Source organism: Streptosporangium sp. NPDC003464, from assembly GCF_053588315.1.
In genome coordinates this window covers 14,599-27,522 of the sequence record NZ_JBSFPS010000124.1, presented here as the reverse complement: position 1 = coordinate 27,522, position 12,924 = coordinate 14,599, and the positions used below count along the sequence as shown (strand labels likewise).

The window sequence follows — 12,924 nt, the reverse complement described above, 5'->3', positions numbered from 1 at the left end:
CGACTTTGGGTGTCGCCCAGCACGCTGGCCTGGAGATTGTTCAACCTCAACCTGATAGATCGGATTCTCTGCGACTCCCTCAAAAGCCGGGTCCGGCCGGGGCGGGGCGCCTTACCAGCGGCGGCGTTCCGCGCCGAGCCCGAGGGCCCTGGCCACCTCGCCGATGTTGTGGAACTCGCCGTCGGGCAGGTCGCGCAGGCTCTCGACGATGGCGTCGGGTGCCAGCTTCGTCTCGGCGTGGGCCAGGAGCTCGTCACGGTCCGACGGCCAGTGGGCGTCGCTCAGCCACTTCGCGAGGGCGCTGCGGCGCTCGACGGCCGTCGGGGTGATCCCCTCGGGGGTGCCGGGGGCGTGCCCCGGTGGATACCTCCTGGGGGCCGCCTCCTCCTCGGGGTCGACCATCCCTCCGGGGTCGGCCCACTCCTCGGCGTGGGTGGGGCCGGTGCCGCGGACGACCCCCTCGGTCTCGTGCTTCTGCTCCTCGTCGACGCGCGGGCCGTGCTTGGCGCTGCCACGTTCAGCAATCATTACCTTGACCTCCCGAAACAGGGTCGTCAGGTGTCCCGTACCCATTACCGGCGTCCCCAACATCCCCTGCGCTCCGGCCGGACCCCACCCCTCGGGACGGCCGTGTAAACCACCCGGAAGGGGGCACGTGGCCGGTAAAGGGTTGCCGAGGAGGCATCGATGGCGATCGCAACGGTCAACCCCGCCACAGGGGAGACGCTGAAGACCTTCGAACCGCTGAGCGAGCACGAGGTGGACGAGCGGCTCGCCCTCGCCGCCGCGGAGTTCCGGACCTACCGGGCCACCGACTTCAAGCAGCGGGCGGCGTGGATGCAGAGCGCCGCCGGCCTGCTGGAGTCGGAGCAGGAGGAAGTGGCCCGGCTGATGACCACCGAGATGGGCAAGACGCTGACCGCGGCCCGGAGCGAGGTGGCCAAGTGCGTGAAGGGGATGCGCTACTACGCCGAGCACGCCGAGGAGTTCCTGGCCGACGAGCCGGTGGACGCGCCCGCCGTGGCCGCGCGGCGGGCGTACGCGCGCTACCAGCCGCTGGGGCCGGTGCTCGCGGTGATGCCGTGGAACTTCCCGCTGTGGCAGGCGGTCCGGTTCGCCGCGCCGGCGCTGATGGCCGGCAACGTGGGGCTGCTCAAACACGCCTCGAACGTGCCGCAGACCGCGCTCTACCTGGGCGGGCTGTTCGCCAGGGCGGGCTTCCCCCCGGGCTGCTTCCAGACCCTGCTGATCGGGTCCGGGCAGGTCGAGGCGGTGCTGCGGGACCCCAGGGTGGTGGCGGCCACGCTGACCGGCTCCGAGCCGGCCGGCCGGTCGGTGGCCTCGATCGCGGGGAGCGAGGTCAAGAAGACCGTCCTGGAGCTGGGCGGCTCGGACCCCTACGTCGTGATGCCGTCCGCCGACCTCGACGCCGCCGCCGCCACCGCGGTCACCGCGCGGGTGCAGAACAACGGCCAGTCGTGCATCGCCGCCAAGCGGTTCATCGTGCACACCGAGGTGTACGACGACTTCACCGGCCGGTTCGTGGCGCGGATGGAGGCGCTCCGGGTGGGGGACCCGATGGACGACTCGACCGATGTGGGGCCGCTCGCCACCCGGCAGGGACGCGACGACGTGGAGAAGATCGTGGCCGACGCGGCCGGGCGCGGCGCGCGGGTGCTGTGCGGAGGATGGAGCCCCGACCTGCCCGGCTGGTTCTACCAGCCGACCGTGATCGCCGACATCACCTCGGAGATGAGGCTGTTCGGCGAGGAGGTGTTCGGCCCGGTGGCCTCGCTGTACCGGGCCGGCGACATCGACGAGGCCCTGGCCCTGGCCAACGCCACCTCCTTCGGGCTCGGCGCCAACGCCTGGACCACCGACCCCGTCGAGCAGGAGCGCTTCGTCACCGAGCTGGAGGCCGGCCTGGTCTTCGTCAACGGCATGGTCACCTCCTACCCCGAGCTGCCCTTCGGCGGGGTCAGGAACTCCGGGTACGGCCGGGAGCTGTCGGCGCACGGCATCCGCGAGTTCTGCAACCTCAAGGCCGTCTGGATCGGCTGAGCCGCCGGCCGGCCCGGGGGAGGGCGGAGTTTCTGCGGACCGGCCCGCCAGGGGGCGGGGCCCCAGGGGGTCGAGCGGGCCGGTCCGGGATCAGGGGGTGGTGGAGCGGCGCAGGGCGACGGTGTCCTGGAGGACCTTGACCGGGTCGTGGCCGTCGATCAGCAGGCGGCGCATCAGCACCGCGATCTCGCGCATGGTCTCCGTGCCGAGGCCGCGGCGGGTCACCTCCTGGGTGCCGATCCGCAGGCCCCGCATGGGCTCGCCGGGCGCCTGGTCGGGCAGGCCGATGCCGCTGAGGTAGACGCCGCCCTCGGCCAGCAGCCGGGCCGCGTCGTCCCCGCCGCCGAACGCGGCGGCGTCCACCGCCACGTGGTGGGAGACGGTCCAGCCCAGGTGGGAGGCCGCGACGGCGAACCCCTCGCCCTCCAGCGCCGCGGCCAGCGCCTTGGCGTTGGCGATGCAGCGGTCGGCGTAGGCGGGACCGCCGACGGCGTGCTCGGCGGCGGCGACGGCCAGCGGGGCCAGCCGGGAGGCGTCGTAGTTCGCGGTCAGACCGGGGTAGGCGGCCGTGGACACCCGGCGCGCGAGCTCCTCCTCGCGGGTCACGATGGCCGCGCCGGGCGGGCCGCCGAAGGACTTGTAGGTCGACATGGTCACCACGTGCGCGCCCTCGTCCAGCGGCCGCTGGAACCGGCGGCCCGCGATCAGGCCGGCCATGTGCGAGGCGTCGTAGACCAGGACCGCGCCCACCTCGTCGCAGGCCGCCCGGACCCGTCCGACGTCGTGCGGGAAGAGCATCAGGCTGGCGCCGACCACCACCAGCGCCGGCCGCTGCTCCCGCAGGAACGCCGGCAGCGCGTCGTAGTCGATGTCGAAGCGCCCGGCGTCGTAGGGCAGGTCGACCACCCGCAGCCCCCGGATCCCGGCTGCGCCCTGGGAGTGGTGGCTGGCGTGGCCCCCGGCGGCCTCCGGCAGCACCGCGACCGTGTCGCCCGGCCGGGCGAAGGCGGTGTAGCAGGCGAGGTTGGCCATCGTCGCGCTCTGCAACCTGACCTCGGCGAACTCGCCGCCCATCAGGGCCGCGACCTGGAGCGGGGCGAGAACCTCCAGCACGTCCAGCTCGTCCAGGCCGGTCTGGAACTTCTCCCCGGGCCAGCCCATGGACGGGCGGCTGCCCAGCGAGATCTCGTGGGCGGCGCGGGCCCGCTCGCTCATCGTGTTCGTGCCCGCGTACAGGACGATCCCGTCCTCGTCGAGGCGGCCCCGGTGCTCGGCCAGCACCGCGTCGACCAGGCGGCTGACGTCGTGAAGTCCCAGGCCGTCCAGCTCCGACTCCAGCTCCACCAGGCGCCGCTGCGCCCGGGGTGATGCCCAGGGGGCGACTCGGCTGCGCGTTTCCACGGCGGCTCCTTCCGGAAGGGGATTGATGCGACGGTACGGCCCGTGCCGGAAAGCAGTCATCGTCCGGCCGGTGGAGATCATTCCTACATCTGTAGGATTCGCGGGTGATCGCGGATGATGTCCAGGACCTTCTCGACTCCCTGGCCACGGCAGTGGGACGGGGCATGGCCGTGGACGACCCCGAGGGCAGGGTCGTCGCGCACAGCGTCCACCACGGCGAGGTCGACCAGGTGCGGGCCCAGGCCATCCTGTCCAGATCCGTCCCCGCCGAGGTCGGTGCCTGGCAGGAGGCCCACGGGGTGGCCACGACCAGCGAGCCGGTCAGGGTCCCGGCCAACCCGGCGCTGGGCATGGCCGCCCGGCTGTGCGTGCCGCTGCTCCACCACAACAGGCGCGTCGGCTCCCTGTGGGTCATCGAGGGGGAGGGGCCGCTGACCTCCGAGCAGGAGGCCAGGACCGTCAGGGACGCCGCGGCCATCGCCGCCCTGCTCGACGACGGCGGGAGCTCCCACACCCTGCGCCGGCTGCTCGGCGGGGAGATCACCGCGGGGCGGGCGGCCGGGGTGCTCGGCGAGGGGCCGCTGCGCCTGCTGGCCGTACGGGGCGATCAGGCGGGTCTGGGCGAAGCGGTCGGCGACGAGCTCGCACGGATGCGCCGTCCCCCCGCCTTCACCGTCCTCGACCGGCACGCCGTGCTGCTGCTCGGCGGCGGCGAGGACGCCCGGGCGCTGGGGGAGCTGCTGGCCGCCAGGGCGGCCGGCCACGCGGGGGTGAGCGCGCTCCACCCCGGGCTCGAGTCGATCCGCCGGGCACACCGGGAGGCGGCCGCCGCGGCCAGGGCGGCGGCGGCCGAGCCGGCACTCGGTCCGGTCGCCCGCTGGCCGGAGCTGGGCGTCTACCGGCTGCTCGCCGAGCCCGGACCCGAGACCGGTCGGCCCGGCCCGCTCGGCCCGCTGCGCGAGCATCCGGCGCTCGCCGTCACGCTGGAGACGTATCTGGACCACGGGGGGGACGCGCAGGAGACGGCCCGCCTGCTCCACCTCCACCGCACCAGCCTCTACTACCGCCTGGCGAGGATCGAGGAGCTGACAGGGCGGAGCCTGAAGGATGGATCCCACAGGTTAGAACTCCATCTCGCGCTGAAGCTCGCCCGCTGGAATGCGGTGTAGAAGCGGATAAATCCGGGCACAGCTCTGCGGTGCTGCAGTTGATCAGCGAGCTCGTCACCATCGTGGTCGTGCTGGTGCTCGCCTGGCTGGCGATGCTCGCCGTCTCCGTGGTCGTCCTTCTCGCCCTGGCCGCGTTGGCCCTGTCGACCTCCCGGGAGCAGGATGGAGCATAAGACTCCTGGAAGGCGGACGATGCGGCAGCTCAGCGCGGTGGACACCCAGTTCCTGAACTTCGAGACCTCGACGAACGTCGCCAACATCGCCGGGCTGGCCATCCTGTCCGGCGGGCTGACCCGTGGGGACCTGCTCACCCTGCTGGCCAGGCGGCTGCATCTGGCCGCGCCGTTCCGGCGCCGGCTCGCTCCCGTGCCCCTCGGCCTGGACCGCCCCTACTGGACCGAGGAGGGCAGGATCGACCTCGACTACCACGTGCGGGAGATCGCGCTGCCCGCGCCGGGCGGCGACGAGCAGCTCGGCGAGCAGGTGGCGCGGCTGCACGCCCGCCGCCTGGACCGGCGCCACCCGCTCTGGGAGATGTATCTGATCCACGGCCTGAGCGGCGCCAGAACGGCCCTCTACATGAAGGTCCACCACGCCGCGATCGACGGTGTCACCGGCGCCGACGTCCTCGCCGCCCTGCTGGACACCTCTGCCGAACCCGCCGAGATCGTGATGGCACCCGAGCGGGAGCCCGAAGAACGGATCGACACGGGCGAGATGATCATCAGGGGTGTCGCCGGCGCCGTCCTCAACCCGGCGAACACGGTGAGGTTCCTGGTCAACGCGGTCCCTCATCTGGACGAGATCCCGGTGCTCTCCCAGCTTCCCGGGGCCGGGCTGGTCTCCCGGGTCACCCGGGACGTGGCCCAGCGCCTGTCCGGCGGGGCCCCGGTGCCCGCGCTGCCCCGGCTGACCGTCCCCCGCACGCCGTTCAGCGGCCGGATCACCGCCCACCGCCGCTTCGCCTTCACCGCACTGCCGCTGGAGGACGTCAAGCAGGTCAAGAACGCCTTCGGAGTCACGGTCAACGACGTGGTGATGACCATGTGCGCGGGAGCGCTGCGGCAGTGGCTGCTCAAGCACGACGCCCTGCCGGGCCAGCCGCTCGTCGCGGGGGTGCCGTTCTCGCTGCGCGTCTCCGGCGACGAGGGCGGCGACGAGGGCGAGGGCAACCAGGTCACCATAATGATCACTACGCTCGCCACGCAGATCGCCGACCCGGTGGAGCGGCTGCTGGCCGTACGGGACGCGATGGCCCTGATCAAGGACCGCTCGTCGCTGGCCCCGGCCCGCTGGATCCAGGAGATCAGCGACATGATGCCCTCGGCGCTGACCGGCCTGGCCGCCCGCGCCGCCTTCAACCTGTTCGCCGAGACCGCCGGGCCGATCAACGTGGTGATCTCCAACGTCCCGGGCCCGCAGCTCCCGCTCTACGTGAGCGGCGTCCGGCTGCTCTCCTACCACCCCGTCTCGGTGATCACCGACGTCAGCGGCGGCCTCAACATCACCGCCTTCTCCTACGACGGCTCACTTGACGTGGGCGTGATCGCCTGTCGGGAGATGGTCCCCGACGTATGGGTCGTCACCGACTATCTCCGGGACGCTCTGTCCGAACTCAAGCTCCTCGTTGAGCAGGAGTGACAGCCCCGGAGCGTCTTTGACGAAGCGCAACTTCTTCTCCAGGCAGACGACCGAGCCCCGCTCCGGCCGGTTGACGAAACGGATGTCGTCGGCCAGGGCCTTCATGATGAGCAGGCCGCGGCCGTGCTCGGAGGTGGGAGGGGGCGCCGGATGCGCTCCGGCGAAGTCGAAACCGTTCCCCGCGTCCACCACCTTGATCACGCAACGGTCACGGTGAAGCTCGGTACTGACCATGTAGTCGTCGCTTGGCGCGGCGTGCTGGATCACATTGGAACACGCCTCCGAGAGCATGAGCTGGATGTCCTCGCGGATGGGCGGCTCCACGCCCAGGGCGCGGAGCGAGGCGTCCAGCAGCTGCCTGATGACGGGAACACTCGCGGCGTCGCGCGGTAGGCGCAACGCGATCGTGGCCTCCACAGTTCCTCCTTCAACAGATGACCTCTAGAGCCTTGCCCCGCCCGACCCGTCCTAATCGAAGGGCGGCGATCGTGTCCGGGCGCCGGATCCCGCTCCCGGCACGCTCCGACGATCTCGCCCATGTGGTCGCCTCCCCCGGAGGCGCCGTCCGCGTGAGCCGTCCGGCGAGTCAGCCGATCTCGTAGACCTGCCCGGTCTGGTGGCCCTCGATGGAGCGCACGTAGGCGTTCGCGGCCCGGCGCACCGGGACGGGCTCGAAGCCGGCGAAGAGATCGCCGTACGCGTCGATGGATTCGGTGAAGACGGTGGGGCTCACCGCGTTGACGCGCTGCGTCAGCTCGATCGCGGCGGCGCGCACGAAAGACTCGACCGCGCCGTCGGCCAGTGACGCGACGGTGCCGGTGCGCAGGGCGTCGCGGGCCAGGACGCCGGTGATCAGCGTGAACGATCCGGTGACGCGGGCGGCGCCCTGGCGGACGAGCTCGACCACTCAGCGCGCGACCGGTGCCCGTAAAGGGGAACCGTGAAGGGGCGCACGGGCAGCGATCAGCCCGGATCCATCAGGGCCGACAGGTGCTCGGGCGCCCGCGCGGCGGACTGACCGCCAATGATCCACGAAACAGAACCTAACCCGCGAACGCGTCCACGGCGGCCTGGCAGAAGGCCTTGAGGTCGTCCGGCTTGCGGCTGGTCACCAGGGTGTTCGGACCCGCCGTGCAGATCACGACCTCGCGGTCCTCCCAGTCCGCCCCGGCGTTGCGCAGGTCGGTCCGGAGGCTGGGCCAGGAGGTGAGCTTGCGGCCCCGCACCACGTCGGCCTCGATCAGGGTCCAGGGCGCGTGGCAGATGGCCGCGACCGGCCTGCCCGTGTCGAAGAAGTCCTTGACGAACTGGACGGCGCTCGGCACGGTCCGCAGGAAGTCGGGGTTGGCGACGCCGCCGGGCAGCACCAGCCCCTCGAAGTCGGCCACCAGCACCTCGTCGACCGTCTCGTCCACCGGGAACCGGTCGGCCTTGTCGAGGTGGTCGAACGCCTGGACCTCGCCCGGCCGTGTGGAGATCAGCCGGGGTGTCGCCCCCGCCTGCCTGACGGCCTGCCACGGCTCGGTGAGCTCGACCTGCTCGATCCCCTCCGGGGCCACGAGGAACGCGATCGTCTTGTCGTTGAGCATGGTTTCCCCTTTGACGTGCGACGATGCCTTTCAAGGGGCGGTCATGCCCGGCACGTCGAGATCCATGCGGAATCTCGCGCATCGGGGACGGGATCCGTGCGGGGCGTCGACTCAGGGACGTCTCTTGCGCCGGCGCAGACCTGAGGCGATGAGCCGGGTGAGCAGCTCGCGCGATGACACGGCCTCCGCCCCCAGTTCGAGCGCCCTGTCGTAGACGGTCTGGGGGACGTCGTAGTGGTCGCGGTCGAACGCCCGGGGCGGCACGCCCAGCAGGGCGGCGAAGGCGTGCAGTTCCTCGGTCGAGCTGTCGCTGACCAGATGCGACCAGAGCATGCCGTGCGGACCCGGCCAGTCCGGCGGGTCGATGAGCACGCTCACCGCTGGAGGAGTTCGAGCGCGACCTCCAGGGCGGCGGCCCTGCGTTCGTCGTCGGAGATGTCGTCCTTGAGGATGAACCAGGCCGCGTGCAGGGCGAACAGGGCCATCGAGCTCTTCAGCCGGACGGCCGTCGGATCGGCGGGGTCGGCCAGGAAGGCGAACAGCTCGAACATCCGGCCGCGGGTCTTCTCCATCACCGGATGGTGTTTCAGCGCGGTCTGGTTGCGCTCGAAGAAGCGCATGATCTCGTGGTGCCGGCCCCGGTGCAGGTCCTCGGAGTAGCGGCGGACCAGTTCCCGGCGGGTCTCGTCGGTGCGGGGCTGGGAGGCGGCCCAGGCGGCCAGCTCCTCGACCGCGTGCAGCCGGTTCTCCGCCAGGCTGGTGACGATCTCGTCCTTGCTCTTGAAGTGGTAGTAGAGGGCGGCCTTGGTCACGCCGAGAGCCTCCGCTATCTCGCGGAGCGAGGTCGCCTCGTATCCCTGCTCGACGAAGAGCTTCAGGGCGGTCTCCTGGATCCGGGTGCGCGTATCGGCGTTTTCCCTCATGGTTCCCTTTGCAGCGAAATCAACTTGACGGCCGGTAAGTGATCGGCCTACATTCCCAGCATATCCGACACTAGCCGGTCGGCAAGTAAGTAAGATCATTGTCTTAGGGGGCGACAAGAAGTGAAGGAGACCGCAGCCGCACCAGTGCGGCGGCGTGAGGTCATGGTAGTGCTGCCTGGCCTGATGCTCGCGATGGTCCTGGCCATGCTCGACAACATGATCGTCGGCACCGCCATGCCCCGGATCGTCGGTGAGCTGGGCGGGCTGACCCACCTGTCCTGGGTGGTGACGGCCTACGTGCTCGGCACCACCGTTTCCACCCCCATCTGGGGGAAGATCGGCGACCTGTACGGCAGGAAGAACATCTTCCTGGCCTCGATCGTCATCTTCATGATCGGTTCCGTGCTCTGCGGCATGGCCGGCTCCGAGATGCTGGGCGGTCCCGGCGACGGCATGGCCCAGCTCATCGCCTTCCGCGCGCTCCAGGGCCTCGGCGCCGGCGGCCTGATGGTCAACGCGATGGCGATCATCGGTGACCTCGTCCCGCCCCGCGAGCGCGGCCAGTACCAGGGGATCATGGCCGGCGTTATGTCACTGGCGATGATCGCCGGTCCGCTCGTCGGCGGGTTCATCACCGACCATCTCGACTGGCGCTGGGCCTTCTACGTGAACCTGCCCGTCGGGTTCATCGCGCTGGCGCTGCTGGCGACCAAGCTGAAGCTCCCCAAGTACCGCACCGAGCACCGCATCGACTGGCTCGGCGCGGCCCTGCTGTCCATCGGCATCACCGCGCTGGTCCTCATCACCACCTGGGGCGGCAACGACTACGAGTGGGGCTCGCCGCAGATCCTCGGTCTGGCCGCGCTCGCCGTGGTCACGCTGGCGCTGTTCATCCCGGTGGAGCGCCGCGCCGCCGAACCGATCATGCCGCTCAACCTGTTCCGCAACCGCAACTTCACACTGATCTCCCTGGTCGGCTTCCTGCTCGGTTTCGCGATGTTCGGCGCCATCAACTTCCTGCCGCTGTTCCAGCAGACGGTCCAGGGCGCCTCGGCCACCAACTCGGGCCTGCTGCTGCTGCCGATGATGGGCTCGGCCATGGTGGTCTCGCTCTTCGTCGGCCAGGCCATCACCAAGACCGGCAAGTACAAGGTCTACCCGGTCCTCGGCGGCGTCATCATGGCGGTCGCCATGTGGCTGCTGTCGCTGATGGACGTCCACACGCCCGCCTGGCAGACCGGCGTGTTCATCGCGGTGCTCGGCCTCGGCATGGGCTTCCTGATGCAGACCACCATGCTGATCGCGCAGAACAGCGTGGAGCAGAAGGACCTGGGCGTCTCCAGCAGCGCCTCCACCTTCTTCCGCTCCATCGGCGGCTCGTTCGGCGTCTCGCTGTTCGGCGCGGTCTTCAACAACCAGCTCACCTCCAACCTGGAGAGCAAGCTGGGCCCCGTCGGCGACAAGCTCGCCTCCAGCGGCGGCCAGTTCAACCCCGCCGCCCTGCACGAGCTGCCCGCCAACGTCCGGACCGGCTTCCTGGAGTCGCTGGCCGCCTCCATCTCCAGCGTGTTCTGGTGGGCGATCCTGTTCGCCGTCGTGGTGCCGCTGCTGGCCGCCTTCATCAAGGAGATCCCGCTGCGCGGGGCCCCCGAGCAGGGCGCTGACGCCGAGGCCCCGGTCCCGGCCCCGGCCCTCGACTGACGCCGGGCGCCGAGACCAAGCCATGACCCAGCCGGCTCCAAGTCACCCCGGACAGGCTGTGCCCATGGAGACAACCACTACCGCCGCCGGGTACGTCACCCGGCGGCCTCGGGCCGAAGACGCGCACGACATCCACGAGCTGATCTCCCTGTGCGACACGCAGGTGATCGGCAAGGGGGACATGACCTTCGACGACGTCGTCGACCAGTTGAACGACCCTTCCTTCGACAGGGAGACCGACGGCTGGGTCGTCCACGACGGGGCCGGACGCCTGGTCGCCTGGGCCTGGGCCTGCCGCAAGGGCACAAGTGACAACGTCGACATCGACGTGGCCGTGCATCCCGACGCCCCCGGGCTGACCGGCGGGCTCTGGGACACCGTGACCGAGCGGGCCAGGCAGATCACGGCCGGGCTCGGTCACGACAGGGCCGTGCTGGACATCGGCCTGTACCGGGAGGACAGCGGCAAGCGGGCCATCGCCGCCGCCCGCGGGTTCAGCGCGGCGACCAGCTTCATCCGGCTGCTGGTCGACCACGGGAGCTCGGTCCCCGAGCCCGCCCTCCCGCCCGGTCTCTCGGTCCACCAGGGGATCACCGACGAGGTCCGCCGCCAGGGACACGCCGTCCAGCAGGCCGGCTTCGCCGAGCACTTCGGGTTCACCCCCAAGGACTACGACAAGTGGCACGAGGAGCTGGACTCCTCGGCCAGCGGCGACTGGTCGCAGCTGACGGTCGCCCGGATCGACGGTGAGCCGGTGGCGATGCTGCTGGGCACCAACGCCTTCGCCGGCGACGAGAACTGCGGCTACGTGCGCCAACTGGCCGTGCTGCCGGCCTTCCGGGGCCGCGGGCTCGGCCGGTTCATGCTCCGCAGGGCCTTCGCCGACGACGCCCGGCGCGGCCGGGTGGGCACCTATCTCCACGTGGACGCCAACAACAGCACGCCCGCGCTGGAGCTGTACCTGTCGGTGGGCATGCGCCAGGTGCTGGCCATCGACGTCTGGCGGCGGACGGTCTGACCGGTCCGGGTACGGCTGCGCGGGCCGTACCCGGGGACTCACCGCCGCAGCAGCGGCAGCGCGCACACCCCGGTGACCAGCGCCGTGACCGCCAGCGCCACGCCGGTGCCCGGCGCCGAGCCCAGGCTCAGGTACAGCGTGCCGAACGTGGCCACGCCCACGACCTGGCCGAGCTGGGTCATCATGACGAACAGCCCACTGGCGTCGGGGGCGTCCCCCGGGGCGACGTGGGTGAGCGCGAGTGCGAGCACCGGGCTGAACGCCCCGCCCAGACCGGCCCCGACCACCGCCAGGGCCACCCACAGGAGCGGCTCGCCGTGCCCGCCGCCGCCCAGCGCCAGGGACAGCCCCAGATAGCCCAGCGCCGCCACGCCGAAGGAGACGATGATCATACGGCGGTGCAGCCGCTCGGGGACCCGCCGCCAGTTGAGGCTGACCACGGCGAAGGCCGCCGCGCCGGGGACGAACGTCAGGCCGGCCCGGAGCGGGCTGTCGCCCAGGGCTCCCTGCAGGTGCAGGGCGAGGGTGAACAGGAACCCGCCGTAGGTCGCCATCGCCCCGAAGACGGCCAGCGCGGAGACGGCCACCCCGGGGGCCCGCAGCACCCGCGCGGGCACCAGCGGCGCGGGTGCTCCCCGCTCCACCAGCACGAAGAGCCCCGCGGCCGCCACGCTCGCCGCCATCGCGGCCCAGCCCCACAGCGGCCAGTCCTGCTCGTGGCCCAGCACCAGCGGCACCACCAGGAGGCTGACCGCCAGCGAGAGGGTGACCAGGCCGGGCAGGTCCAGGGCGCGGTGGCGCAGCGGGCCGTCGGCCGGCAGCAGCCTCGCGCCCACGGCGAGCAGCCCGATCCCGATCGGCACGTTCACCAGGAAGACCGGTCGCCACGCCGTGCCGTACAGGTCGGCGGAGACCAGCACGCCGCCCAGCACCTGGCCCACCACGGCGGCCCCCGAGATCACCGTCGCGTAGAGGCTGAGCGCGCGGGCCCGCGCGGCCCCCTCGAAGTTCATCTGGATCATGCTCAGCACCTGGGGCACCATCAGGGCCGCCCCCGCGCCCTGAAGCAGCCGGAAGGCGACGAGCTGCCCGGTCGAGACGGCCAGACCGCAGGCGAGGGAGGCGGCGGTGAACCCCGCCAGGCCGTACAGGAACAGCCGGCGCCCGCCGTACCGGCCGCCCAGCCGGGCACCGGTGATCAGCAGCATGGCGTAGGCGATGGTGTAGCCCGAGATGACCATCTGGAGTCCCGAGCCGGACGCGCCGAGATCGGAACGGATCACGGGAGAGGCGACGTTGACGATGGAGACGTCCAGGATCGCCATGAACTGCCCGGTGAGGACCACCGTCAGCAGCCAACGGGTGCGCAGAGCCGGGGCCCTGGTGGATATCGCGGTCATGGGGACGAGCTTGGGGGCGCG

General features: G+C 71.4%; 14 protein-coding genes. 6 read left to right on the top strand and 8 right to left on the bottom strand.

The window, feature by feature from the left end:
- Positions 1 to 111: 111 nt before the first annotated feature.
- Positions 112 to 528 (bottom strand): DUF2795 domain-containing protein, encoded by a 417-nt coding sequence (locus ACWDS7_RS25985; protein ID WP_306874760.1) that lies wholly within the window; start codon positions 526 to 528, stop codon positions 112 to 114.
- Between the two features lie 159 nt (positions 529 to 687).
- On the opposite strand from ACWDS7_RS25985, the gene ACWDS7_RS25980 reads away from it, so the two are divergent.
- The gene (locus ACWDS7_RS25980; protein ID WP_451931396.1) at positions 688 to 2,061 is read left to right on the top strand and encodes an NADP-dependent succinic semialdehyde dehydrogenase; all 1,374 of its coding nucleotides are present in this window, start codon (positions 688 to 690) and stop codon (positions 2,059 to 2,061) included.
- Positions 2,062 to 2,151: 90 nt separating this feature from the next.
- Here ACWDS7_RS25980 and ACWDS7_RS25975 read toward each other — a convergent pair whose 3' ends face one another.
- Entirely contained in the window at positions 2,152 to 3,462 is a 1,311-nt protein-coding gene (locus ACWDS7_RS25975; RefSeq protein WP_451931395.1) for an aminotransferase class I/II-fold pyridoxal phosphate-dependent enzyme, read from the bottom strand.
- Positions 3,463 to 3,566: 104 nt separating this feature from the next.
- On the opposite strand from ACWDS7_RS25975, the gene ACWDS7_RS25970 reads away from it, so the two are divergent.
- From ACWDS7_RS25970 to ACWDS7_RS25960, 3 genes are read left to right on the top strand one after another with little or no spacing between them, the layout of a single operon-like run.
- Positions 3,567 to 4,631 (top strand): PucR family transcriptional regulator, encoded by a 1,065-nt coding sequence (locus ACWDS7_RS25970; RefSeq protein ID WP_451931394.1) that lies wholly within the window; start codon positions 3,567 to 3,569, stop codon positions 4,629 to 4,631.
- 29 nt (positions 4,632 to 4,660) lie between these two features.
- Entirely contained in the window at positions 4,661 to 4,804 is a 144-nt protein-coding gene (locus ACWDS7_RS25965; protein WP_306874747.1) for a hypothetical protein, read from the top strand.
- Positions 4,805 to 4,823: 19 nt separating this feature from the next.
- Positions 4,824 to 6,272: a WS/DGAT/MGAT family O-acyltransferase gene (locus tag ACWDS7_RS25960; protein ID WP_451931393.1), complete on the top strand. Its 1,449-nt coding sequence runs from the start codon at positions 4,824 to 4,826 to the stop codon at positions 6,270 to 6,272.
- Here the strand turns inward: ACWDS7_RS25960 and ACWDS7_RS25955 are convergent.
- The 5 genes from ACWDS7_RS25955 to ACWDS7_RS25935 all read right to left on the bottom strand — a co-directional run bounded on the left by ACWDS7_RS25955 (position 6,159) and on the right by ACWDS7_RS25935 (position 8,784).
- Entirely contained in the window at positions 6,159 to 6,689 is a 531-nt protein-coding gene (locus ACWDS7_RS25955) for an ATP-binding protein (RefSeq protein WP_451931392.1), read from the bottom strand. The two genes, ACWDS7_RS25960 and ACWDS7_RS25955, sit on opposite strands and share 114 nt — an antisense overlap.
- A 169-nt stretch (positions 6,690 to 6,858) precedes the next feature.
- On the bottom strand, positions 6,859 to 7,179 hold the full coding sequence (locus ACWDS7_RS25950) for a hypothetical protein (protein ID WP_451931391.1): 321 nt from the start codon (positions 7,177 to 7,179) through the stop codon (positions 6,859 to 6,861).
- Positions 7,180 to 7,315: 136 nt separating this feature from the next.
- Positions 7,316 to 7,861 carry a type 1 glutamine amidotransferase domain-containing protein gene (locus ACWDS7_RS25945; protein WP_451931390.1) on the bottom strand — a complete coding sequence of 182 codons (546 nt, stop codon included), beginning with the start codon at positions 7,859 to 7,861 and terminating at the stop codon, positions 7,316 to 7,318.
- A gap of 111 nt (positions 7,862 to 7,972) precedes the next feature.
- The gene (locus ACWDS7_RS25940; RefSeq protein WP_306874735.1) at positions 7,973 to 8,239 is read right to left on the bottom strand and encodes a DUF4031 domain-containing protein; all 267 of its coding nucleotides are present in this window, start codon (positions 8,237 to 8,239) and stop codon (positions 7,973 to 7,975) included.
- Positions 8,236 to 8,784: a TetR/AcrR family transcriptional regulator gene (locus ACWDS7_RS25935; RefSeq protein ID WP_451931389.1), complete on the bottom strand. Its 549-nt coding sequence runs from the start codon at positions 8,782 to 8,784 to the stop codon at positions 8,236 to 8,238. The genes ACWDS7_RS25940 and ACWDS7_RS25935 overlap by 4 nt, the downstream gene beginning before the upstream one ends.
- 162 nt (positions 8,785 to 8,946) lie before the next feature.
- On the opposite strand from ACWDS7_RS25935, the gene ACWDS7_RS25930 reads away from it, so the two are divergent.
- Entirely contained in the window at positions 8,947 to 10,485 is a 1,539-nt protein-coding gene (locus tag ACWDS7_RS25930) for an MDR family MFS transporter (protein ID WP_451931388.1), read from the top strand.
- Between the two features lie 64 nt (positions 10,486 to 10,549).
- Positions 10,550 to 11,503 (top strand): GNAT family N-acetyltransferase, encoded by a 954-nt coding sequence (locus ACWDS7_RS25925; RefSeq protein ID WP_451931387.1) that lies wholly within the window; start codon positions 10,550 to 10,552, stop codon positions 11,501 to 11,503.
- A 38-nt stretch (positions 11,504 to 11,541) separates the two neighbouring features.
- Here the strand turns inward: ACWDS7_RS25925 and ACWDS7_RS25920 are convergent, their stop codons facing one another.
- Positions 11,542 to 12,903: an MFS transporter gene (locus tag ACWDS7_RS25920; protein ID WP_306874724.1), complete on the bottom strand. Its 1,362-nt coding sequence runs from the start codon at positions 12,901 to 12,903 to the stop codon at positions 11,542 to 11,544.
- Between the last annotated feature and the right edge of the window lie 21 nt (positions 12,904 to 12,924).